Raw genomic sequence first — 23,537 nt, 5'->3', positions numbered from 1 at the left:
ATGTCCGGCTGGCGCAAGAAGGGACTGGTGTTCGACACGGCGCGGCAGGGCGTGGGTGGCTGGATGTGCCATTCGGCGCTGACGCCCACGCCATGGCGCATCGACGATGACCTCATCCGTGTCTATGCGGGCTTTCGCGACGCCGAGGGCGTCAGCCGCATCGGCTTCGTCGACGTGCGCGCCGACGATCCTTCGGTGGTCGTGCGCGTGAGCCGCGAGCCGGTGCTCGACATCGGCCGCGGCGGCTGCTTCGACGACAACGGCATGATCCTGGGCGACATCGTGGATGCGCCGGGCGGACTGCACATGTTCTACGTGGGCTTCCAGCGCGTGGCCAGGGCCAAGTTCCTGGCCTTCACCGGACTGGCCATCTCGCGTGACGGTGGGCTGCATTTCGAGCGCGTGCAGGAGACGCCCATTTTGGATCGCGCGCCGGGCCGCAGCACCATCGGCGCCGTGCATACGGCCATGCGCGAGAATGGCCGGTGGCGCCTGTGGTATGCGGTGGGCGACGACTGGGAGTACATCGATGGCCGTCCCTTTCCGCGCTACCACATTCGCCACGTCGAGACCGCCGACCTGGGTGCGATCCCGCGCCACGACGAGGTCTGCCTGCGCCCGCGCGGCAACGAATACCGCATCGGCCGCCCGCGCGTGTATCGCGTCGACGACCGGTACCTGATGTATTTCACGCGGGGCAACGTCACCGGTGAATACTTTCCCGGGGTCGCCCATAGCGACGACGGCATCGCGTGGGAGCGGCATGACGAGGCGCTCGGCATGGCACTGTCCGCCGACGGCTGGGACTCCCGCGTCATCTGCTATCCCGCCCTGATCCGCCAGCGCGACAAGTGGCTGATGTTCTACAACGGCAACGACATGGGCGTGGACGGCTTCGGCGTGGCCGAGGCACATGCCAGTCAGCTCAGCGGTGGCGCGCGTGTTTACGGTTAGGCCATACGCGCCCGGCGATGCAGCCGCCTGGGATGCCGTGGTCGAGCATTCCCGCAACGGCAACCTGCTGCATCGACGCGGCTACATGGATTACCACGCCGACCGCTTTGTCGACGCCTCGCTGATGGTGGAGAAGGACGGCGAGGCGGTGGCGATCTTCCCCGCCAACCTCAGGGACGGCGTCGTCACCAGTCACGCCGGCCTTACCTACGCCGGCCTGATTTCGACGCGCGCCCTGCGCGCCGAATCGGCGCTGGCGGTGTTCGATGCCATCGGCGAACACTATCGGGCGCGCGGCGCCGGGCGCCTGGTCTACAAGGCGGTGCCGCACGTCTTCCACGCCTATCCGGCCGAGGAGGACCTGTACGCGCTGCATCGGCAGGGCGCGCGCCTGATGCGTCGCGACCTCTCCTCGGTGATTTCGCTGCGCGAGGACTTCCAGTTCAGCGAAGGACGCAGTCGTGCGGTCAGGAAGTCCGGCCGTGCGGGCGTCCGGCTGGGGGCGGGAGGCGAGCTGTCGGCGTTCCACGCGCTGCTGGCCGAGGTGCTGAAGAAGCACGGAGTGGCACCGGTGCACAGCCTTGCCGAGCTTGGCCTGCTGCAAGCGCGCTTTCCTGGCCAGATCGTGCTGCATGAGGCTCGCAATGACGAGGGCCTGCTGGCCGGCGTGCTGATCTACGACTTCGGGCGGGTGGTGCACACGCAATACCTCGCCGCCTCCGAAGAGGGGCGGCGTCTTGGCGCGCTCAACCTGCTGCTGGCCGAACTGATCAGCCACACCTACGCAGAGCGGCACTATTTCTCGCTGGGCATTTCCACCGAACAGGAAGGCCAGGTGCTCAACGGCGGACTGGTCACGCAGAAGGAATATTTCGGCGCCCGTGGCGTCGCGCATGATTTCTACGAGTGGGTGCTCTAGATGGACGTGCCGTTCCTCGATGCCCGGGAGATCAATGCGCGCTATGCCGACGAGCTCAAGGCGGCCGCCGGGCGGGTGATCGATTCGGGCTGGTACGTGCTGGGCGACGAGCTGGTTGCCTTCGAACGCGAGTTCGCGGCGTATTGCGGCGTGCGCCATGCGGTGGGCGTAGGCACGGGGCTGGACGCACTGGCGCTGATCCTGCGCGCCTACAAGGAGCTTGGCGCGCTGGTCGAGGGTGACGAGGTCATCGTGCCGGGCAACACCTTCATCGCCAGCTTCCTCGCTATCAGCGAGAACCGGCTGGTGCCGGTGCCGGTGGAGCCCGATCCCGCCACGTTCAACATCGACCCGGCCTGTGTGGAAGCCGCCATCGGCCCGCGCACTCGCGCGATCATGGCCGTGCACCTGTATGGCCAGCTGGCCGACATGACCGCCTTGGGCGTGCTGGCCCGGCAATACAATCTGCTCCTGATCGAAGACGCGGCCCAGGCCCATGGCGCTGCCAGCGACGGGCGCAAGGCAGGTGCCTTCGGTGATGCGGCTGCCTTCAGCTTTTTCCCGGCCAAGAACCTCGGGGCCCTGGGTGACGGGGGTGCCGTGGTCACCGACAACGGCCTGCTGGCGGAGCGGGTGGCGGCGCTGCGCAACTACGGCTCCAGCGTGAAGTACCACCACCTGTACCAGGGCCTCAATTCGCGGCTCGACGAAATACAGGCGGCCATGCTGCGGGTGAAGCTGAAGCATCTGGATGAAGACGTGGCCTGGCGCCGCAAGGTGTCGCAGCGCTACCGCGAGGGCATAGACCATCCGCACATCCGGCTGCCGGCCGTGGCGCAGGAGCAGGCGCACGCCTGGCACCTGTTCGTCGTGCGCAGCCCCCGTCGCGATGCGCTGCGGCAACACCTGCAGGCGCATGGCATCCAGAGCCAGGTGCACTATCCGGTGCCTCCGCATTGCCAGCCTGCCTATCCGGAGCTGCGCGGGGCGCACCTGCCGCTGACCGAGCAACTGCACGACGAAGTGCTCAGCCTGCCGATGGGGCCGACGTTGACCGATGGCAGCGTGGAGCGGGTCATCGATGCCTGCCAGACGTTCGAGTGTCCCGCATGAATATCGTTCGCGCCGGCTTCTATACCGCCATCGCCACTGCGGCGCGCCTGCTGGCTGGCCTGGTCGTCATCAAGCTGGTGGCCTGGTTCGCCGGCCCCGAGGGCGTGGGCCGGCTGGGCCAGCTGGTCAGCCTGATGTCGCTGCTTGCCGTGCTGGCCGGCGGCGGCATCAGCGCCGGCATCGTCAAATACGTGGCCGAATACCGCGACGATGCCCAGCGACTGTCGCGCCTGCTGGCCGCGGCACTCTGGTATGCGTTGTGCGCTTCGCTGCTGATGGGCTGCGTGGCACTCCTGCTCAGCCGGCAGATTGCGAGCTGGCTGCTCGGCGACCCGCAGTACGCGGGGCTGATCCGCGTGCTGGCCATCGCCCAGCTTGGCATTGCCCTGATCAACTACATCCTCTCCGTGATCAACGGCTTCATGGACGTGCGGCGGCTGGCCTTCATCCAGGTGCTGGGCTCGGCGTTCGGCGTGGTGCTGGTGGTCTGGCTGTCGTGGTGGATGCACCTGTACGGCGCGCTGCTCGCCCTCGTGCTGGGTCCGGCGCTGTGGCTCGCCGTCGGCTGGCCGGCGTGGCGGCGCAGCCCTTACTTCCAGCGCAGCATGCTGCAGATGCGCTTCGATCGCGAAATGACGGTGCGCCTGGCGGCCTTTTCGGTGATGACGATCACCTCCGCGCTGATTGCCCCGCTGGTGAACATCGCGGTGCGCGACCACCTCGCGCGCCAGTTCGGCTGGGAGCAGGTCGGCTACTGGCAGGCCGTGAGCAAGGTGTCCGATGCCTACCTGCTGTTCCTCACCACGGCAATCAACATCTACTACCTGCCGAAGCTGGCCTCCACCCACGAGCGCGCATCGCTGTTGCTGGAAATGCGCAATGCCTATCGCTACCTGATGCCGGCGGTCGTCGGCCTGGCGGCGGTGGTCTATGCACTGCGGGGCTGGGTGACCCAGCTGCTGTTCAGTACCGACTTTGCCTCCGCCAACATGCTCTACGGGCCGCAGTTGGTGGGCGACGTGGTCAAGATCGCCTCGTTCATCCTTTCCTACGTCATGCTGGCCAAGGCCATGACGCGATTGTTCGTGATTTCCGAATGCGCCTTTGCGCTGAGCTACCTCGCCCTGGTCTACCTGTTTACAGCGCGGTTCGGCCTGGTCGGCGCGATGTACGCATTCGCCATCAACTACGCCCTGTATCTCGTGTTCAATGTGCTGGTCGTACGACGTTACGTGGGGGTCTCATGAGCAAGGTCGACGACGCATCGAAGGGCATGCCGGCCATGCCGCTGGTATCCATCCTGATACCGGCGTTCAACCATGAACGCTTCGTGGAGCGCTGCCTCGACAGCGTGCTGGAGGACCCGTATCCGGCCAAGGAGATCGTCATCATCGATGACGGCTCGACCGACCGCACGGGCGAGATCATCGCCGCCTGGGTGGCGCGGCATGGCCATGAACTGCCGGTGGAATACGTGCACAGGGACAACCGCGGCATCGCCGTTACGCTGAACGAACTGGCGGCTCGGGCGCGCGGCGAATTCCTGCGGCTTGGCGCCAGCGACGACTACCTGCTGCCCGGCGGCATCGAGGCCCAGGTGAACTACCTGGTGGGCCATCCTGGCAAGTGGGCGGTGATCGGCGATTCGGTCGTCGTCGACAAGGACGGAAAGACCCTGCATGAAAGCGGCATGCGCGACCTGCACGGCGCCGACAAGCATCTCTACCAGTCCGACGACGGCATCCGCCTTGCCGTGATCAGCCACTGGGCCATTGGCGGCCCCGTGGCGCTGGTGCGCAAACGGGCGCTGGAAACGGTGGCCGGCTGGAGCGACTGCCTGCGCATCGACGACTGGGACTTCTTCCTGCGCCTGGCGGCGCACGATGCCATCGGCTTTGTCGATGTCGCCGTGTGCGCGTACCGCATCCATGGCTCGAACCTGAGCCGGACCCGGCATACGCCGACCCGCGTGCTGAACCTGATGGAGGCGAAAGACATCGCCATGCGCCGCGCCGTCCTGTTCCACGAGCCCTACCGGACGCTGCTGATGGCGCAGAGCCACTTCATCGGCGCCAAGATTTCGTTCCTGCAGGGACGGATCGGCGGCCTGCTGGTCCACATGATGGCCTACCTGTCGCTGGTCGCCGTGTCGAAGGCCAGGCTCAGGTCGACGCACCGCATCGCGAGGGCGGCATGAAGCGGATCCTTCGCCTGCCGTCGACCTACATCGGGCTCCCGATGCTGGTCGCGTGCGCGCTGACCTGGCTCACCTACGACTTGCCGGCGGATTACCTGGAAGGCGTGTTTCTGCTGGTCGCAACCGCGCTTGCGGTCATGCTGTTCGACGCCGTGGTCGGCATCCGGCTGCCCAGGCCCGAGCGATTCCGCCTGCGCAATTATGCGGGGACCCGCGAGGCTTTCGTCGCGCTGCTGTTCGCGTACGCGATCATCTTCTTCTGCGTGCTGGACATCACGCTGTTTCCCATCGCGCTGATCGACTCGCCGTCGGCCTACGCCAACATGAGCGGCGGCCACGAGCACATACGCCATGTCTCGGACATGTGCTGGGTGCTGCCGCCGATCGGCTTGCTCTGCGTCAGGAGCCGCTGGCTGCGCTACACCCTGATCGCCATCGGCCTGGCCTTTCCCATCCTGGTGATCGACCGCAACCGGATCTTCGCGGCGCTGTTCTCGACCGCACTGATCGTCATTTTTCGCCGCGACGAGGCACGGCCGCTGCCGTGGAAAACCATCGGCTTCCTCGCCGTTGCGGGCGGCGTGATTTTTTCCGTGCTCGGCATCCTGCGCTCGGGCACGCTCGATTACGTCACGCTGCCCTTCAGCGACCTCTATCGATCCTCGCCGCAAGGGGTCAAGTGGCTGCTGCTGTATGCCAGCGCCGGCCCTTACAACTTCGGTTCCCTGCTGGCCAAGCATTATTCGAACGCCAGCTTCCTGTTCAACCAGCTGGTTCCGCTGGCCGGCTCCATCGCCACGGCCGGCACGGGCATCCCGCTCGATGCGCCCAATATCAACGTGGGTACGGAGTTCCTGCCGTTCCTGCTGGCGTGGGGGCCGTTCGGAGCGGTGATGTCGATCCTCGCGCTCTACGGCCTGCAGCTGTGGAGCGTGCGCCGGCTGGCCCCGGCAGTACCCCTGTTTTCCCTGCTGATCTTCCTGCGCGTGTCCTACGTGTGCGTGATGGCGCCGTTTGCGCCGCAGGCATTCACCTGGACCAACATCGGCTTCATCGTCCTGTGCCTCCTGATGCAGGCCTTCGCGGCATGGCTGCCGAACAGACTGGCCAACCCACACGCAGGTGCAGGGCAGGGCGGCATGCATGCGCCCGCCTCGCCCTGAGCGCTATTCGACTTCTCCAGTGGACTGAAAACTATGGAACGAGACGAGATCTATCTGTTCGACCTGTGGCGGGTGATTCGTCGCGAGTGGCGCTGGTTCGTCGGCGTGCTGATCGTGGTGCTGGCCGCCACCTTCGCCTTCACCCATGCCGCCAGGCGGCAGTGGGAGGCGACGGCGTGGATCCAGATCGGGCAGGTCGGCCAGGTGCCGGCCGGACAGGATCCCAAGGTCGAGCCATTCCAGCGCGTGCTCGAGCGCCTGCAATCCACCGCATTCAAGAATGACGTCCTGGCCAGCATCGGGATTGCCCCCGCCAGTGCGGAGGCCCGGCTTTACTTCAAGAGCCAGAAGCTGGAGCCGATGCCGTATGCCGGACCGCTGGTGAAGGTGAGCGTGCGCGCATACAGCGCCGCCCAGGCGCGCCAGTTCGCCGAGGCGACCCTCGACACGCTGCGGGCCGTGCACCAGCGCATAGAAGCGACGCCACTGGCACTGGCCCGCGCACGCCTGGATGAAGTCCAGGCCAGCCTGAGCGGTGCCATCGCCGAACGCGACCGCCTGCAGCAGGCCGCCGCGTCAGGCTCGCGCGATGACGTGGCCGGCAAGGGTTCGCCATCGCCCGTGCTTGCCAGCGTGCTGGTGAGTACCCGGAACGAGGAAATCCGCAACCTGCAGCTGGTGCGCAGCGACCTGGTCGCTCGTCTCAGCGCCAACTACACCTACGAAACGTCGCTGATGTGGCCGATCTATGCCCCGGAGAACCCGGCGTTTCCCAATCTTCCGTTGTCGTGGGGGCTTGGCATCCTGCTGGGCCTTGCCTTCGGCACGGTCGCCGCCGTCGCCAGGGGCGCAGCGCGACGCCGCGCCTAGCAACGCACACGCGCCGTGCGACGCCCGCCGCCAGCAGCCATTCAACCAAAGCCCTCCCCATGAGCACTCACGGAACAGATTCATCGAATAGCCGTGATGGCCGACGCGAAGCGCCGGCAGTTCCTTCCCGCAGGCGCCGGAACGGATGGCGGCAGCACGCGGGACGGAGAGCGACATGACTGGGCAACACCCATTGGAAGCAGAGGGCCGGGCCAATCCCGCGCGGGATCCTGGCCGTGGCCACTGGGAGGCATCCTTGAACGAAGCACAGCTGCTCGATACGCAACGCGCCTTCGACAGCGTCGCCGCCGACTACGACGGTCCGCGCGGCAACAACGAGCTGATCCAGCGCATGCGGCTCACCATGTGGGAGACCGTGTCGCGCGAGATTCCGGCCGAGTCCCGCCTGCTCGACCTCGGCTGTGGCACGGGCATCGATGCGCTCGAATTCGCTCGGCGTGGCTACCAGGTCGCCGCCACCGACTGGTCGCCGCAGATGGTCGGGCGCACGCGCGCCCGGGCCGCCGCCGCCGGCCTGGAATCCCATGTCACGGTTGCGCACCTGGGTGTGCAGGAGCTGCATCGGCTCGACGAGCAGTTCGACGGCATCTATTCGAATTTTGGTCCCCTGAACTGCGCCCCTGACCTGCATGCCGTTGCCGCCGAATGCGCGCGGCTGCTGCGCCCGGGCGGCAAGCTGGTGTTTTCCGTGATCGGCCGGATCTGCCCGTGGGAAGTCGTGCACTACACGCTGCGCGGGCGCTTCAGCCGGGCACGCGTGCGCGCCGCGCGGGGCGCCACCGCGGTGGGGATGAACAAGCACACCATCTGGACGCAGTACTACCTGCCGCGCGAGTTCTACGCCGCCTTCGCCGCCTCGTTCTCGCTCGAGGGCTACCGCGCCCTGAGCCTGTTCATGCCGCCGCCGTACCTGGTGGACTACTACCGTCGTCGCCGTCGCCATTGCGAACGCCTGGGCTGGCTCGATGACCACCTGGGCGCGCTGCCGCTGCTGCGCGACATGGGCGACCACTTCCTGATCGTCATGCAACGGCGCTGAGTCGTGAACACATGCCATGCCCCCGTGGACGTCAGCCTGTACCGGGCGGCCTCGGTGACGCCCGAGGGCACCGTCGCCGGACCGCTGGCCGTGCGTGCGGGGCGGATCGATGCATCGGCGTCCGCGCAGGCTTATCGGCTCGAACTGCGCGATCACCTGATCTTTCCAGGCCTGGTCAACGCGCACGATCACCTGCATGTCAACGCCGTTCCGCCACTGGCAAACGACGAACCGTTTCCCAACAGCTACGCCTGGATCGCGGCATTCCAGGCCCACTTCGCCGAACCTTCGGTGGCCGCGGCGCTGCGCATTCCCAAGGCCTTGCGGCTACGCCACGGCGCGCTGAAGAACCTGCTCGCGGGCACCACCTGCGTGGCGCATCACGATCCATGGCACGCCGAGCTCGACGCGGCGGATTTTCCGGTGGCCTTGCTGCGTGACTTCGGCTGGAGCTACGCGCTTGGCTGGAGCGAGTACGGGCCGCCGGTGCGGGAGAGCTTTGCCGCCACTCCACCGGCGCATCCGTGGATGATCCACCTCGCCGAGGGTACCGACGCGGTGGCGCAGGCGGAGCTGGAACAACTGGACCGGCTGGGCTGCCTGGCGGCGAACAGCGTGCTGATCCACGGCGTGGGACTGCGCCGGCAGGACATCGACCGGGTCATCGCCAGCGGTGCCGCCGTGGTGTGGTGTCCAGCCAGCAATCGCCGGCTGCTGGGGCGTTCGCTCGATCCGCGGCGCCTGTGCGCGGCGGGCCGGCTCGCGCTGGGCAGTGACTCGCGCCTCAGTGGCGCCCGCGACCTGCTCGACGAACTGTGCGGCGTCGCGGTGCACTGCGGACTGACGCCAAGACAGTTGCTCGGACTGGTGACCACGCACGCCGCGCGCATCCTGCGGCTGCCGTGGCGAGGCACGCTTGCGCCCGGTGCGCCAGCGGACCTGGTCATCGTCGAGGACCATGGCGGCGATGAGTGCTACAGCCTGGTAGGCATCGAGCGCAGCCGCATCCGCGCGGTAGCGCGCAATGGCGTGCCCCAGGTCGCCGATCCCGATTTCGCCGAATGGTTTGCCGCGGCCGGCGTGGAAGCCGTACCCGTGATGCTCGACGGCAGGCCGAAGCTGCTGGCCACGCATCTCGCCGAACCGGCGCTGCTCGAACTGGAGCCCGGGCTCGCGCTCGCCGCCGATCGCGACCAGCAGGAGCACCCCATGGAGGCACGATGCCACTGACGCCACATCCCACCATGCTTGCGCCCGCCGAGGCTTATGCGCTGTGGGCGGCCAGTTATCCGGCGCATGCCCACAACCCGGTCATGCAGGCCGAGGAACGCGCGATGCTCGGCCTGCTACCCGCGACGCTGCACGGGCAGGCCGTGCTGGACGCGGGCTGCGGCAGCGGGCGCTACATGCTGCATGCGCTGCAGCGCCGCGCGGCGCGTGTGACCGGCGTGGACCTTTCACCCGAGATGCTTGAGCACGCACGCGCCGAACTGGACGGCCATGGCTACGACGCCGAGGTCGAACTCCGCCAGGGCAACCTGCTGGAGCTGCCGGTGGCCGATGGCTGGGCCGACCTGACGGTGTGCGGGCTGGTCATCGGTCATCTGGAGCAGCTGGAGCCGCCGCTGGCCGAGCTGCACCGCGTCACCCGACCCGGCGGCATGGTCTTGTGCAGCGACGTGCATCCGATCGGCCATGCGCTCGGCTGGCTGCGCGACTTCAAGGCCGATGGCCAGCGCTACGCAGCGCGCCATACCGCGCATCTGTATGGCCAGTGGCACGCCGCCTGCGCGGCACTTGGACTGCAGATCGAACGCGTGGTGGAACCCATGCTCGATCCCGCCGACATTCCCGCCGACGCGCACTTTGACCGCACGGCGCTGGCGGTTCCCGTGGCCCTGGTATTCCAGCTGAGACGGACGCTGTAATTCCCCCTCATTGCGACCCCCTTCTATGAGCCAGTCACCGCATACGCTGTTGATCAATCCCACCATCACCTCGCGCACCAGCGCGCGGTTCCCGCTGGCGTTGCTGCATCTTTCAGCAGCACTGGACCGCACCGGCAGCAGCCACATCATCGATGGCAACGTCGATCGCGACTTCATCAGCGAGACCCTGGCCGCCATAGAGCGGAACCGCTTCACCGCCGTCGGCGTCGGCGTGATGGGTGGTCCGCAGGTGGCGCCCGCCATCGCGGTGTCGAAGGCGATCCGCGAGCGTTTCCCATCGACGCCGATCGTCTGGGGCAGCTATTTCCCGACACTGCATACCAATACCGCGCTGGCGGCACCGTATGTCGATTACGCGGTGCGCGGGCAGGGCGAGCAGACCATGTCGGAACTGGTCGCCTTGCTGGGCGGCCAGGCGGCACCGGCGCTGGCGGATATCGGCGGGCTGTCGTGGAAAAACGGCGGCACCGTGGTGCACAACCCGAACCGTCGCATCGAGCTTCCGGCGTCGGACGCGGTGCTGCCCTACGACAAGCTGGGCGATCCGCGGCGCTACTTCGCGCGTACCTACCTGGGCCGGCGTACCGTCGCCCACCAGTCGGCGATGGGTTGCCGCTTTCGCTGCACGTTCTGCGGCGTGGCGGCGATGTTCGGCGGCGCCACCTTCCTGCCGCCTGCCCAGCGGCTGGAGCGCGACCTGAAGTATCTCAAGCATGAGCTTGGCGCCGATTCGATGCAGTACTTCGACCACAACTTCTTCGACCGCGAGGAGGACATGGTCCCGCTGCTCGAAGTCATGGCCAGGTTCGAGCTGCCATGGTGGTGCTTCGCCCGCTCCGATGCCCTGCTGAACCTTTCGGAGAGTTCGTGGAAGCTGGTGCGCAAGAGTCGCCTGCGCATGGCCTTCATCGGCGCGGAGTCGCCCAACGGCCAGATGCTCAAGGAGATCCGCAAAGGCACGCGCCCCGACCAGACCCTGCAGGTCGCCGAGCTGTGCCGGCGCAACGGGGTGATTCCCGAGCTGTCCTTCATGGTCGCTCCGCCGGAGAACACGGAGGAGGAAACCGAACACACCTTCGAATTCATCCGTGAGCTGAAACGGATCAACCCGCAGTCCGAGATCATCATCTACGTCTATACGCCGTTGCCGGATTACAGCCGGCACGAAAAGGACCGTGCCAAACGACCGATGGCCCCGTTGCTCGACCTCCATGGCGAGCCGATCGTCTTCCCGACCACGCCGGAGGAATGGACGGAGCCGCGCTGGGTCGGCTACGCCTGCCATACCGACGCGCCATGGCTGACCGACAAACTGCGCCGTCGCATCCGCGACTTCGAGACGGTGCTGCGCTGCCACTTTCCGACCGCCCAGGACATCCGTTCGCCGCCCTGGGCCAAGCGCAGCCTCAGCGCGATGGCCGGGTGGCGCTATCACCATCGCAAGTACGACCGGCCGTGGGAACTGAACCTGGCCAACCGGTTCGTGCGCCTGCGCATGCCGCAGGTTTCGGGTCTCTAGGCGGGTACGGTCTTGCACGTCGCGCAGATCAACGTCCTGCCGGTGCCGGCGCACATCCGGCCGACGGACATTTTCGAGCAATGGCCTTCGCTGGCGGATGTCGCCGAGGCGGTGGCCAGCGCGGGCACGCGCGTGTCGGTGATCCAGGCGGCGACGTGCGACGAGCGGATCAGCCGCAACGGCATCGACTATCACTTCACCCGCGTCCATCCACGTGACGGAGCGTCGCGCCGCGGCCGCCACTACGCCGGCGTGCTCGAGGCCATCAAGGCCGATGTCCTGCACGTGCATAGCCTGGGGGCGGGCGAGGATGCGTTCGCCGTGTCGCGGTGCCTGCCGCAGTTGCCCATCATCCTGCAGGACCATGCGGACCGGGTGCCGCGCTGGTGGCGACGGCCACAGTGCCGGCGCTGGTATCGCGCGGCGTCGGGGGTCGCTTTCTCCGCGCCCGAACTGGCCCAGCCGTTCCTTGCTTCGGGCCTGCTCGGGGCGTCGACACGGCTGTTCGCCATACCCGAATCCAGCAGCCGCTTTACCCAGGGCAGCCGCGCGCGCGCGTGGGCCGAGACCGGCCTCTATGGCGATCCCTGCGTGGTATGGGTGGGACACCTGAGCCCTGGCAAGGACCCGCTGACCGTGCTCGAGGGCGTGGCCCAGGCCGCGCTGCAACTGCCCAACCTGCAGTTGTGGTGTGCCTTTGGCAGCGCACCGCTGCTGGCCGAGGTGCAACAACGCATCGAACGCGATCCACGGCTTGCCGGTCGGGTGCACCTGGTGGGCAAGGTGCCGCATGCGCGTGTCGAATCGATGATGCGGGCGGCGGACCTGTTCGTCTCGGGCAGCCTGGCCGAGAGCTGCGGCTATGCCTTGCTGGAGGCGATGGCCTGTGGCGTGACGCCGGTGGTCACGAATATTCCCGCGTTCCGCGCACTGACTGGCGGCGGCTTCATCGGCAAGCTGTGGCCACGCGGCCAGCCGGCGCGACTGGCCGAGGCGCTCATCGATGCCGCGGCAAACCGCCCGTCACCCGAGCGCGTGCGTGCCTACTTCGACGCCACGCTGTCGTTTGCGGCCGTGGGGCGCCAGTGGGCGGACGCTTATGCGCAGGTGCTCGACGAGCGGCCACGGAGGGCACGATGAAGATTGCCCTGGTGGTCCCTGGCGGCGTGGATCGCACGGGCGAGTTCCGCGTGATTCCCGTGCTGCTGGCCCTGATCGAACGCCTGGCGCGGGTGCACGAAGTCCACGTGTTCGCCTTGCGGCAGGAGGCGTCGGCCGGTCAATGGAGGCTCGCCGGAGCCACCATCCACAACATCGGCGACGGCTGGCCGCGCCTGCGCGCGATCGGCGCCATCCGCGCCGAGCACCGCCGCGCGCCGTTCGATCTGGTACACGCCATCTTCTCGGGCTCCTGCAGCCTGGTCGCCGTCGCCGCAGCCACCCTGCTGCGGCTGCCGAGCCTGGTGCATGTCGCCGGTGGCGAACTGGTGGCCTTGCACGGCATCGGTTACGGCGGTCGCCGGAAGTGGAAGGGGCGTTTGCGCGAAGCCGTGGTGCTGCGCTACGCCGACGTCGTCACTGCCGCCAGCCGGCCCATCATCGATTCGTTGCAGGCGCTTGGCCTGGCGGCCCGGCGGGTGCCGCTCGGCGTGGACTTGCGCAGCTGGCCACCGCTGGCGCCGCGCACACGCGCCGACGGCAAGGCGCGGCTGATCCATGTGGCCAGCCTCAACCGCGTCAAGGACCAGCCGACCCTGCTGCGTGCGCTCGCGGTGCTGGCCAGGGAGGGCGTGCCATTCGAGATGGACATCGTCGGGGTCGACACCCTGCAGGGCGAGATGCAGCAGCTGGCCGCGCAACTGGGACTGGAACAGCAGGTGCACTTCCTTGGCTTCCGGACCCAGCGCGAACTGCGTCCCCTGATGGAGTCGGCCGACCTGCTGGTGATGTCGTCGCTGCACGAGGCCGGCCCGCTGGTGCTGCTCGAGGCCGCCGTAGCAGGCGTGCCCACCGTCGGCACGGCGGTCGGGCATCTGGTGGAATGGGCGCCGTCGGCGGCGCTCACGGTGCCCGCCGGCGACTGGGCGGCGCTGGCCGAGGCCATTCGCCGCGTGCTTGGCGATGAGGACCTGCGCGTCCGGCTGGCCAGCTGCGCGCAACGCAAGGCGCTGGTGGATGATGCCGATTGCACCGCGCGCGCGTTCGAGGCGATCTACCTGCAACTGCTCATGGAGCCGGTTTCGGATACGGACTGAAGTCCGTCTGCTCCGGCGCGGGCGCAGGACGTTCCAGCGCGGCGCGCACCGCGTACAGCATGTCCATGCGCGGCACCGGCCGGGTCAGCCAGGTCAGGATGCGCCGGCCCTGGGGCCGCGCGACCCAATCCTGTCCCTGCAGCCACAGCTGCGTGCGCAGCATGTCGGCACGCTCCTGGTTCGCCTCGGCCGTGGGGCGCAGCCGATGCCTGATGTAGCGTCCGGCTTCGCGCATCGAGCGCGACCATTCGATGCCGGGCAGCGCTTGCAGCAACAGCCCCGACAGCGACACCTGCGTCAGGGTCTGGTGGCGCGAACAGGTTCGCAGCAGGACGGGACAGTCGGTGCGCAGGCGGTCCAGTACGGCATCGGGAATCGCCTGCCGGTAATAGCGCGCCACCAGCAGCAGCGGCGGCAGCGCCCACCAGGGAGGATCGACGGCGTGTTCGCACCACAGCACGTTCCAGTCGCTGGCCTGCATGCGCGCCGACAGCCGGGCGATGTCGTTCAGATGCAGCAGACGCAGGCTGCGGCCGCAGATGTTGCCGGCGGCGTGCAGCAGCAGATGGCTCATCAGGGCACCGTTGGACGGATAGGCGTTGATGCCCGGCCGCGGCTCGCGCGGAAAAATGCGCCCGGTGATCTCGACCGTGGATATCGGCAGGCGCTCCTGGATGTGCGTGTGCAGTTCGATATTCACCGGCGTATCGCGGTGGTCGCCCAGCCCGGCAACGGGCTGGCCCGCCGCCGGCTTGAACACGCGGTGCTTCCACTGCGCGAAGGACTCCACGTAGCCCAGATCCTTCAGCAGCCCCACGATGGCCTCGGCATCGTGTTCGCGCACCAGCAGGTCGATGTCGGCCATCGGCCGCTCGCCCGCTGCATACAGGCCCAGGGCGTGCAGCGCCGAGCCTTTGAGGGCCACCACCGCCACGCCGGCAGCAGCGGCGCCGGCATCGATGCGTTGCAGCAGCGAGGCGATGCGTTGATGGCGTTGCGCGACGTGCTCGCGCTGGCTGGCCAGGAACCGCTGCCATTCGGCGTTCTGCCAGGTCGAGCAGGTGCTCAGCAGGGGCGACACGCCATGCGCGGTGGCAGCGGCGGCGGCAAGGCGCCACTCCAGTGCGCTCCATGCGGGCGTTGCGCTGCCCGGCCGGGCCGCGGCCAGCTCCACGGCAAGGGCTTCCGTGGTGCGGCGCAAGCCGTCCCTGATGGTGCGGAGCGGTGGCAGCACGGGCGCGCTAGAGCTGGGACTGGGCATTGCTGTGCACGGCTGCGCGCGGAGTCGCCGCCGCGTCTTCGGTGCGGTGGGCATGCTCGCGGGCGACCAGGGCGTCCCAGCGCGCATCGAGCGCACGACGCGCCTCGCGGTAACGTTCGGTCGGCCCCTCGGCATGCGACTGCTGGAGGGTGACCTGCTCATGCAACAGGTCGCGCACGTGACGATAGAAGTCCGAGTCGTAGGCGCCCTGGAACATCATCGCCAGGTCATTGCTGTCCTGCCAATGGGTCTTCTCGCCCAGCTGCGCCTTGACCTTCTCGTAGAACTTGGTGCCGGGCAGCGGATAGGAAACGCTCACGCCGATGTCGTCGGGCGCTGCCTGCGCGATCAGTTCACGCGTGGCCAGCAGATCATCGAGGTCTTCGCCCAGATAGCCCAGCTGGACAAAGAAGCCCACGCGGATGCCGTGCTGGCCAAGCCGCTGCCTGGCCGTGATCAGGTCGGGCACCTTGGTGCCCTTGTTCATGGCGTCCAGCACGCGCTGGCTGCCGCTCTCCGCGCCAATCCAGACTTCCGCGCATCCGGCCTGCTCGAGCGCGCTGGCCATGCGTTCGCTGGTCAGGTCGGCCCGGGTCTGGATGGTGAACGGCACCGAGCCGTCGACGGCGCGCAGGCGGTCGCCGAACTCGGTGACCCAGTCGACGTGGAAACCGAAGATGTCGTCGGCCAGCCAGATGTGGTCCGGACTGAAAGACTGCTTGAGATACGTCATCTCGGCAGCCACGTCCTGCGCCGTGCGCTGGTTGTAGTGGTTGCCCCAGATCGGCTTGGCGCACCAGTTGCAGCGGAACGGGCAACCCCGCGACGCCGCCATGTTGAGGCTGAAGTAGCCATGGTGCCGGCGCCAGACTTCGCGATAGCGCTCGATGTCGACCAGATCCCACGCGGCGCGCACGGTCAGTCGCGGGTCCGGCGGCAGCACGCCCACGCGCGTCAGCTGCGTCTGTTCGCTGACCAGGGTCGCCACGCCCGCGATGCCGCTCACCCAGGCACGCTCGTCGATGGCCGGATCGCGGCCCAGTCGCCCGATCAGTTCGACCAGGGGCGCAATGCCTTCGCCCAGCAGCACCACCTGCGCGCCGGCCGCGAGGAAGGCGCCCGGCTGGTCGGACGCATCGGAGCCCGCCACGATGACGCGTGCACCGCTGGCGCGCGCCTCGCCGATCATCTGGCAGGCCGCCTCACGCATGCGGCCGAGGCACATCTTGGTCAGGAAGTTGAAGTTGTCCTCGTAGAACACGACAACGTCCGGCTGCGCTGCCCGCAGGGCACCTGCATAGTCCTCGACGCCATCGGCGAGCATGGCGTCGAACAGGGCAACCTCGTGCCCCATCTGCCGCAGCAGCGCAGCGACCTGGATCGTGGCGAGCGGGGGATAGGGTTTTCCGCGCTCCCATTGTTTCGGGTCGAGCCGGAGGAAGTAGGAATGGCCGACCTGAATCTTTAGCATCGCGCAGGAGCCTCAATCGTCGCCGTGGGGATCAGCAACGCATCACCGGCGTACCGGCTTCAGCGTTCATCGCTTGTTGGACGTGAGTGCCCCCGGGCGGACCTTCGGTTGCCCTGCGCGACGAAAATGTTCCTGCCGTTGCATCGGCCCGGCCGCAACCTTTCTGCCGCGGGCGGGCACCCACGTGCCGACTCATCCGGATTTCACGCGGCGCGGCTGCGCGCCACCGGGCGGCCTGGGCATGCAATCGACGATGATGGCTTTGACACACCGCCTCGACGCGCTGGATGACGGCGCCGATCCGTTCCGTGAACAAACCGGGCCAGGCCTTGCCGTGTACCGGCACATCCTCGGCGCGCGCTTCTGCTTTGCGAGCGACAGCCAGGCCCTGCTCGATGTGGTCGAGGCGACCTATGGCGGCCTGCCGCCGCACCAGCTGGCGGCGTCGGCGGAGTTCCACATCGAGCTGCGCCTGGTGCCGGCCCGGGAGCCGATGGCGGTCGGTGAACCTCCCTTGCCGCAGGTGCAGTCGGGCGCGGGCCTGATCAGCGCCGTGATGGACGCGGCGAACTACGCGATCCTGGTACCCGGGCAAGGGCGTGCCCTGATCGTGGCTTCGGCGGACATGCTGGCCCGTCCGTACCACCTGCGCTACGAGCTGATCGAATTTGCCGTCTTCACCCTGGCCACGCGCGGGCAGGGGCTGGTGCCGCTGCATGGCGCCTGCGTGGGTCGTGATGGACGCGGCATCCTGTTGTTTGGCGCTAGCGGCTCCGGCAAATCCACCCTGGCCCTGCACAGCCTGCTGCAGGGGCTGGAGTTTCTTGCCGAAGACGCCGTGTTCGTGCAGCCCGACAGCCTGCTTGCCACCGGCGTGGCCAACTACCTGCACGTGCGGGCCGACGCGCTGCGTTTCGTCGAAGACGAGGCACAGCGTCGCTGGATCAGCCATGCGCCGGTCATCCGTCGCCGCAGCGGCGTCGAAAAGTTCGAGGCCGACCTGCGCGCCGGGCACGGGCGGCTCGCGCGCGCACCGCTGAAGCTGGTTGGTGCGGTGTTCGTGTCCAGCCAGTCCGCCAAGGATCCGGATGCCTTGTTGATGCCGGTTCCCGGCAACGAGCTTGCGGCGCGATTGTGCGCCGACCAGCCGTACGCCTCGGGCCAGCCGGGCTGGCCCCGGTTCGAGCAGCAGCTGATGCAACTGGGCGTGCATGAACTGCGGCGAGGGCGCCACCCGCGTGCATCAGTCGATGCCCTGCGATCGCTGCTCGAGCGGGGCTGAGCGTGCCGGCCACGGCGACGCGGTCGCAACCTTTGCGACGCGGGCCCGCACTTACCCGCACTGAGACTCCGGTTGGGGAGGGCGCGGCCCTGGACCATCAAGACCTGCAGACAGGACCTCGGCCGATGCCGCGATGTGCGACGCGAACGCGCCACCATGACTGACCCCTCGACCACCGGGCACGAGCGCATGGACCGGCTGCCACGCTCGCTGGCGCGCACGCTCACGCGCGCCGAGCTATGGGAGATGGCCGCCTACGTCGTGCTGTCGCTGGGCTCGGCGCTTGCCGGCAGCCTCGCGGCGGTGCTGCTGGTGCCGCTGGTGCAGCCCGGGCGGGCGCTCGCCTTTGGCGGCGGCCTGTTCGAGCTGCACGGCGGCGTGGAAATGCAGGCCACGGCGTTCGCGCTTGCCACCATGGCCTTTGCGCTGCTGCGCTGGCAGGCGGCACGACTGGGCGCACGCCTGACCAGCCGCTACGGCATGCAGCAGCGCCGCCTGGTCCACGCACGGCTGATCGATGCGCCGCTGGTCGCGCTCGCCGATTCCACTTCGGCGGAAATCGCCAACGTGCTCACGCACAACGTCGAGTTGATCACGCAGGGTTTCAGTGCCTTGCTGCAGCTGCTGATTGCCGGCGTGACCTGCATCGTCAGCGTGCTGTTCGCGCTGTGGGTGTCGCCGCCGCTGGTGCTGGCGGTGCCGTTGCTCGTGCTGCTCGGCATGCTGACGTCGCGCATCAAGACGCGCGAACAATCGCAGGTGAGCCGGCAGTACGTCGCCGACATGACGCGGCTGTTCTGGCTCAGCGAGGACTTTCCGCGGCGCCTGCGCCATGTGCGCTCGTTTGAACGCGAGGATGCGGAGAAGGCCGGCTACGGCGACATCTCCGCGCGCCTGTGCCACGGTTACCAGCGCCAGCTGGAACTGGTTGCCTTCGGGCGGCTGGCACTGGAGCTGCTGGCGGCCATCGGCATCGCGGCGATCTTCGTGATCGCCTATCGCTGGCGCGGCGTGGACCAGTCCTCGCTCATCGCCGTGTGCCTGCTGCTCGGCCGCCTGCTGCCTTACCTCGTATCGACCCGGCAATGCCTGCAGCAGCTGCGTTCGGCGGCGCCCGCCTTCGAGCTGTGGCAGCGCTACATGAACCTGGCATCGGCGCGCACCGCTCCTGCACCGCACGCCGGCGTACCTTCAGGCGGCGTGTTGCATATCGCGCGCCTGCGCCCCGCGCCGCCGATGAGCGGCCTGGACGTCGAAGACCTGGTGCTGGCTCCCGGCGAGCTGACCCTGGTTTCCGGCGACTCCGGCATCGGCAAGAGCAGCCTGATCGATGTGCTGGCGGGCATGAGCGAGCCCGGGACCTTCGTGGCGCGCGTCGGCGAGCGCTTCATCGGCTTCGACGAATACCGCCAGCTGGTGCGGCACGGTGCCTATGTCAGCCAGAGCGTGCGGCCATGGCAGCATTCCGTGCGCGAGTGCCTGCTCTGGGCCGCCCCCGACGCGAGTGACGACATGCTGGGCGAAGCACTGGCCGACGTGGGCCTGGACAAGCGGCTGACGGGTTCGCAGCACGGGCTCGACACCACGCTGCACAGTTCCTCCAGCCGGCTGTCCGGTGGCGAACTGCAACGGCTGCTGCTGGCCCAGGTGATCCTGCGCAAGCCGTTTCTTGCCTTGCTGGACGAGGCCACCAGCGCGCTCGATGCCGCTTCGGAAATCGTGGTGCTCTCGGCGCTCAAGCGCCGACTGCCCAATACGGTGGTGGTCGTCGTATCTCACCGGCCCGGCGTGGCCGCCGTCGCGGACCAATGCCTGAGCATCGGCAGCGACCTGGCGGTGAGCGTGTCCGGGCGCGAGGAGCTGCACCACGTGGCACCCCGGGTCAGCGCGGCGGATCGCCACCTGACCTAGGCGGGGCGGGCACGCCGATACGGCGTGGTTCAGCCCGGCGGGGACGCCTGCGTCATGGCGGGAGCGTAGTGGTGCTGAAACTGCTCGCGAAGCTTGTTCTTGAGCACCTTGCCGGTCGCGCCCAGCGGGAAGCCGTCGACGAAGACGACGTCGTCGGGCTTCCACCATTTCGCCACCTTGCTGTCGAAGAAGGCGAGCAACTCGTCCTTCGCCAGTCCGCTGCCCGGTTTCCTGACAATCAGCAGCAGCGGACGTTCGTCCCACTTGGGGTGTCGCGCGGCAATGCAGGCCGCGCTGGCCACGCCGGGATGCAGGCAGGCGACGTTTTCCAGGTCGATCGAGCTGATCCACTCGCCGCCGGACTTGATCACGTCCTTGCTGCGGTCGGTGATCTGCATGAATCCGTCGCGGTCGATCCGTGCCACGTCCCCGGTGGGGAACCAGCCGTCCTCCAGCGGTTCGCTGGCCTCGTCGCGAAAGTAAGTGCGCGATACCCAGGGGCCGCGCACGAGCAGGTTGCCCGCGGCTTCGCCATCCCAGGGAAGATCCTTGCCCTCGGCGTCGACGATCTTCATGTCGATGCCGAAGACCGCCCGACCTTGCTTGGCCTGCAGGGCGTAGCGCGCATCCGCCGGCATCGAAAGCTGGTGCGACTTGAAGCTGCACACGGTGCCCACGGGGCTCAGTTCCGTCATGCCCCAGGCATGCAGCACCTCGACCTGATGGTGTTCCTGGAACTGCACCGCCATCGCGGTGGGGCAGGGCGCGCCGCCGATCACCGTGCGCCGCATCGAGGTGAAGCGCCTGCCATGTTCGGCAACGTGCGCAAGCAGGCCCTGCCAGACGGTCGGCACGCCGGCCGACAGCGTGACCTGCTCCGCTTCGATCAGTTCGTGCAGAGATTTGCCGTCCAGCGCGGGCCCGGGAAACACGAGCTTCGCGCCCACCATGCAGGCGATGTAGGGCAAGCCCCAGGCGTTGACGTGAAACATCGGCACGACCGGCAGGATGCTGTCGCGCGCCGAGCAGTTGAGCGCGTCCGGCAGTGCCGCCGCATACGTGTGCAGCACGGTGGAGCGATGACTGTAGAGCACACCCTTCGGGTTGCCTGTGGTACCGGAGGTGTAGCAAAGCGATGATGCGGTGTTTTCATCGAGCAGCGGCCAGGCGTAGTCGTCGCCGTTCGCGTCGATGAGCGCCTCGTAGCAGAGCATCGACATGCCCGGAGGGATGGCCGCCGGCATGTGGTCCGGGTCGCACATGGCCACGAACAGCCTGGGCCCGGAGAGGCGGGCCGCCAGGGCCTCGACGATCGGGAGGAAGCTCAGGTCGAAGCAGATCACCCGGTCGTCCGCATGTTCGACGATGTAGGCGAGCTGGTCGATATGCAGGCGCGGGTTGATCGTGTGCAGCACGGCACCGGAACCGGACGCCGCGAAATACAGCTCCATGTGGCGATAGCCATTCCAGGCGAGCGTGCCGACGCGGTCGCCCGGCCGGAGGCCGAGGCCGCCGAGCGCGTTGGCCATGCGGCGCGAGCGCGCGGCAAGGTCGGCGAAGCGATAGCGATGGAGGTCGCCCTCGACCCGCCGGGATACGATTTCCTGATCAGCATGATGCCGTTGGGCGTGCATCAGAAGTGAGGCAACCAGCAGGGGTTGCTCCATCATCAAGCCTTTCATTGTCAGCCGCTCCGGCTCTGTTGATCACTACTGCCGGCGCGAAGGTCGCCCCGTCGCGCCGATACGTGCAAGCTGCCCTGCATCTGGCCGTGGAAAGCTCAGATGCAGGGCAGGGTTTTGCTCAGAACGTGGTCTGGAAGGTGAAGTCGATGTAGTTGCGGTCACGCAGCAGCGAGGCGAGGCCGGCGCTGGAGGTGATCACGCCAGCCGCGTTGGTGGCGACCCGGCCTTCATAACCGATGTACTTCAGGTCAAAGCGGTACTTGGTTCGGACGTCCGCACCGATGCCGATGGAGAAGTTGCCGTTGCCCTTGTTGCCGCCGAAGGTCACCGAGGAATTGCCCACCAGGCCCATCGAATAGGTCAAGGGCATCAGCAGGTCCACGCCCGGATAGACCTGGAACCAGGTCGGCGTGAAGTTGACCTGGGTGCCGATGAAATCCTTGGTCGGCTTGTCGATGCCGGTGTAGGTGGCGGCGCCGAGGAACGCGGCAGGGTTCTGCGTAACCTTGTCCCAGCGGTTGTAGGCGAACTCGACGATGTAGTTGGCGGTGTCGAACAGCGCTGTCTTGGGCACGACGCCGGCGAAGTCGGTCACCGCGTGCCACGTATTGCCGCGGGCACCGGCGGTCTCGCCTTCGCCAGGCAGCGTGGTGATCGCCCCGGGCACCTTGCTGGCGAGCGCCGCAGGCAGCAGCTGGATCGGCACGCTGACCAGCGGCATGTTGCGGCGGTAGTTCACTTCCGCGCTGAAGCTGACGCCGAGGATCTGCTTGGCAAAGCTCGCGCCATAGATGTCGATGCCGTCGGCATAGCTGGCCATGTACTTGCCGATGTTGCCCTGCAGGACCTGGGGCACGCTGGCCATGGACGGGTTGATGTAGCAGACCGTCGGCGTGAGCGACTTGAAGCCGAGGAACTTGCACGCGGCGGCGCTCACGTTGGGTGCCACGGCGGGCGCCACGATCACCTGCGGCTGGATATCGGAGGTCTGGCGGTAGTACAGGCCGATCGTGCCGTCGATCAGTTCCGGCGTCCAGCGCATCGCCAGGCCCCAGTCGCCATGGTCGCTGGGCGTGATGTCGTTGCCGCGCAATACGCGCTGCGCCGCATTGATGTACAGCGACTGGCCACCCTTGAGCACGGCGTCATTGGGGTCCATGTAGGAACCCGATTCGGGGTAGAACACCTGTTCCCAGCCGAAGTAGTACTGACCTTCGAGCGAGAGGGTCGGCGTCGCCTGGATCTGTGCCGACACCTGCGGGCGCGGACGGAAGAGTTCCTTGGCGGTCACGCCCGGCACGGTGAGCAGCTTGCCGATGTCCAGCGAAGCCTGGCCGTAGCTGAGCGAGTTGATCGGGTTCAGCAGGGCTTCGCCCCAGAACACCGTGTAACGGCCGGCCTTGGTGTTGACGTTGATGCCGTCCACGTCGAAGTTGCCGAACGCAAAGGCGTCGAGCAGCTGCGCGGAAGGACCGTGGAAATAGCGGTTGGTGTAGTTGGGAAGACCGAGCGCAGGCTTGCCGTTGACGATGTGGTTGGACGACGCGATGTGCCTGTTGTCCAGCGACTCATAGGCCTGGTCGTACCAGCCGTCCGCACTGAGGCGGAAGCCGTAGTTCTTCTTGTAGATGAAGTCGAACTCGCTCAGGATGTCGAGGCGATTGGTGACAATCGAGCCGTTGCCGAAATTGCGGTCGCCGTCGTCGTAGTTGGGGCTGGCGAGGATCGACGCATTCTGGTCGTGCGCGCGATGGCCGAGGTTGTAGCGAAAGGTATTGTCCCAACGAACCGAGATGTCCGGGTTGCCGGTGTCGAGCTCGACAGCATGGGCTGCTCCGGAGGCCCCAAGCGCGGCGGCCACGGCAAGCGCGATCAGACGGATGGCCGTCCCACTCCGGCGCTTGTTCGCCCTGTAAACGTTCTTCATG

At 67.5% G+C, this 23,537-nt stretch carries 19 protein-coding genes; 15 read left to right on the top strand and 4 right to left on the bottom strand.

Annotated elements, in window-relative coordinates; genetic code table 11:
• The 13 genes from ACXU4B_RS04185 to ACXU4B_RS04125 all read left to right on the top strand — a co-directional run bounded on the left by ACXU4B_RS04185 (position 1) and on the right by ACXU4B_RS04125 (position 13,999).
• Positions 1 to 954 carry a glycoside hydrolase family protein gene (locus ACXU4B_RS04185; RefSeq protein WP_131408034.1) on the top strand — a complete coding sequence of 318 codons (954 nt, stop codon included), beginning with the start codon at positions 1 to 3 and terminating at the stop codon, positions 952 to 954.
• Positions 914 to 1,873 (top strand): GNAT family N-acetyltransferase, encoded by a 960-nt coding sequence (locus tag ACXU4B_RS04180; RefSeq protein ID WP_205746513.1) that lies wholly within the window; start codon positions 914 to 916, stop codon positions 1,871 to 1,873. Before ACXU4B_RS04185 ends, ACXU4B_RS04180 begins: the two co-directional genes overlap by 41 nt.
• A complete protein-coding gene (locus tag ACXU4B_RS04175; protein WP_131408032.1) occupies positions 1,874 to 2,986 on the top strand; it encodes a DegT/DnrJ/EryC1/StrS family aminotransferase in 1,113 nt (370 codons plus the stop codon).
• A complete protein-coding gene (locus tag ACXU4B_RS04170) occupies positions 2,983 to 4,233 on the top strand; it encodes an O-antigen translocase (RefSeq protein ID WP_131408030.1) in 1,251 nt (416 codons plus the stop codon). The genes ACXU4B_RS04175 and ACXU4B_RS04170 overlap by 4 nt, the downstream gene beginning before the upstream one ends.
• A complete protein-coding gene (locus tag ACXU4B_RS04165; RefSeq protein ID WP_240734012.1) occupies positions 4,230 to 5,183 on the top strand; it encodes a glycosyltransferase family 2 protein in 954 nt (317 codons plus the stop codon). The genes ACXU4B_RS04170 and ACXU4B_RS04165 overlap by 4 nt, the downstream gene beginning before the upstream one ends.
• Positions 5,180 to 6,346 carry a type 2 periplasmic-binding domain-containing protein gene (locus tag ACXU4B_RS04160; RefSeq protein WP_131408028.1) on the top strand — a complete coding sequence of 389 codons (1,167 nt, stop codon included), beginning with the start codon at positions 5,180 to 5,182 and terminating at the stop codon, positions 6,344 to 6,346. The genes ACXU4B_RS04165 and ACXU4B_RS04160 overlap by 4 nt, the downstream gene beginning before the upstream one ends.
• A 33-nt stretch (positions 6,347 to 6,379) precedes the next feature.
• Positions 6,380 to 7,216 carry a Wzz/FepE/Etk N-terminal domain-containing protein gene (locus tag ACXU4B_RS04155; RefSeq protein ID WP_131408026.1) on the top strand — a complete coding sequence of 279 codons (837 nt, stop codon included), beginning with the start codon at positions 6,380 to 6,382 and terminating at the stop codon, positions 7,214 to 7,216.
• A gap of 175 nt (positions 7,217 to 7,391) precedes the next feature.
• Complete coding sequence (locus ACXU4B_RS04150) at positions 7,392 to 8,276, top strand: class I SAM-dependent methyltransferase (protein ID WP_131408024.1); 885 nt, start codon at positions 7,392 to 7,394, stop codon at positions 8,274 to 8,276.
• Positions 8,277 to 8,279: 3 nt separating this feature from the next.
• A complete protein-coding gene (locus ACXU4B_RS04145) occupies positions 8,280 to 9,506 on the top strand; it encodes an amidohydrolase family protein (protein WP_131408022.1) in 1,227 nt (408 codons plus the stop codon).
• Complete coding sequence (locus ACXU4B_RS04140; protein ID WP_165583138.1) at positions 9,497 to 10,204, top strand: class I SAM-dependent methyltransferase; 708 nt, start codon at positions 9,497 to 9,499, stop codon at positions 10,202 to 10,204. The genes ACXU4B_RS04145 and ACXU4B_RS04140 overlap by 10 nt, the downstream gene beginning before the upstream one ends.
• Before the next feature lie 25 nt (positions 10,205 to 10,229).
• Positions 10,230 to 11,744 (top strand): B12-binding domain-containing radical SAM protein, encoded by a 1,515-nt coding sequence (locus tag ACXU4B_RS04135; RefSeq protein ID WP_131408020.1) that lies wholly within the window; start codon positions 10,230 to 10,232, stop codon positions 11,742 to 11,744.
• Positions 11,745 to 11,756: 12 nt separating this feature from the next.
• Positions 11,757 to 12,884 (top strand): glycosyltransferase family 4 protein, encoded by a 1,128-nt coding sequence (locus ACXU4B_RS04130; RefSeq protein ID WP_131408018.1) that lies wholly within the window; start codon positions 11,757 to 11,759, stop codon positions 12,882 to 12,884.
• The gene (locus ACXU4B_RS04125) at positions 12,881 to 13,999 is read left to right on the top strand and encodes a glycosyltransferase family 4 protein (RefSeq protein WP_131408016.1); all 1,119 of its coding nucleotides are present in this window, start codon (positions 12,881 to 12,883) and stop codon (positions 13,997 to 13,999) included. Before ACXU4B_RS04130 ends, ACXU4B_RS04125 begins: the two co-directional genes overlap by 4 nt.
• Here the strand turns inward: ACXU4B_RS04125 and ACXU4B_RS04120 are convergent.
• Positions 13,971 to 15,260, bottom strand: a complete 1,290-nt coding sequence (locus ACXU4B_RS04120; RefSeq protein ID WP_425481369.1) for a nucleotidyltransferase family protein — start codon at positions 15,258 to 15,260, stop codon at positions 13,971 to 13,973. The genes ACXU4B_RS04125 and ACXU4B_RS04120 overlap by 29 nt on opposite strands.
• Entirely contained in the window at positions 15,241 to 16,731 is a 1,491-nt protein-coding gene (locus ACXU4B_RS04115) for a B12-binding domain-containing radical SAM protein (protein WP_131408012.1), read from the bottom strand. Before ACXU4B_RS04115 ends, ACXU4B_RS04120 begins: the two co-directional genes overlap by 20 nt.
• Positions 16,732 to 16,984: 253 nt before the next feature.
• Here ACXU4B_RS04115 and ACXU4B_RS04110 point away from each other — a divergent pair, with 253 nt between their 5' ends.
• Both ACXU4B_RS04110 and ACXU4B_RS04105 read left to right on the top strand, forming a co-directional pair.
• On the top strand, positions 16,985 to 18,013 hold the full coding sequence (locus ACXU4B_RS04110) for a phosphoenolpyruvate carboxykinase (ATP) (protein ID WP_240734010.1): 1,029 nt from the start codon (positions 16,985 to 16,987) through the stop codon (positions 18,011 to 18,013).
• A gap of 156 nt (positions 18,014 to 18,169) precedes the next feature.
• Positions 18,170 to 19,924: an ATP-binding cassette domain-containing protein gene (locus ACXU4B_RS04105; RefSeq protein ID WP_131408010.1), complete on the top strand. Its 1,755-nt coding sequence runs from the start codon at positions 18,170 to 18,172 to the stop codon at positions 19,922 to 19,924.
• Positions 19,925 to 19,953: 29 nt separating this feature from the next.
• Here the strand turns inward: ACXU4B_RS04105 and ACXU4B_RS04100 are convergent, their stop codons facing one another.
• Complete coding sequence (locus ACXU4B_RS04100; RefSeq protein WP_131408008.1) at positions 19,954 to 21,606, bottom strand: 3-(methylthio)propionyl-CoA ligase; 1,653 nt, start codon at positions 21,604 to 21,606, stop codon at positions 19,954 to 19,956.
• Positions 21,607 to 21,727: 121 nt separating this feature from the next.
• Positions 21,728 to 23,536 carry a DUF1302 domain-containing protein gene (locus tag ACXU4B_RS04095; protein WP_131408006.1) on the bottom strand — a complete coding sequence of 603 codons (1,809 nt, stop codon included), beginning with the start codon at positions 23,534 to 23,536 and terminating at the stop codon, positions 21,728 to 21,730.
• Between the last annotated feature and the right edge of the window lies 1 nt (position 23,537).

It is taken from the genome of Dyella soli (assembly GCF_054482295.1).
Note: the sequence above shows the minus strand (reverse complement) of the source record. Positions and strands in the feature narration are given on the sequence as shown.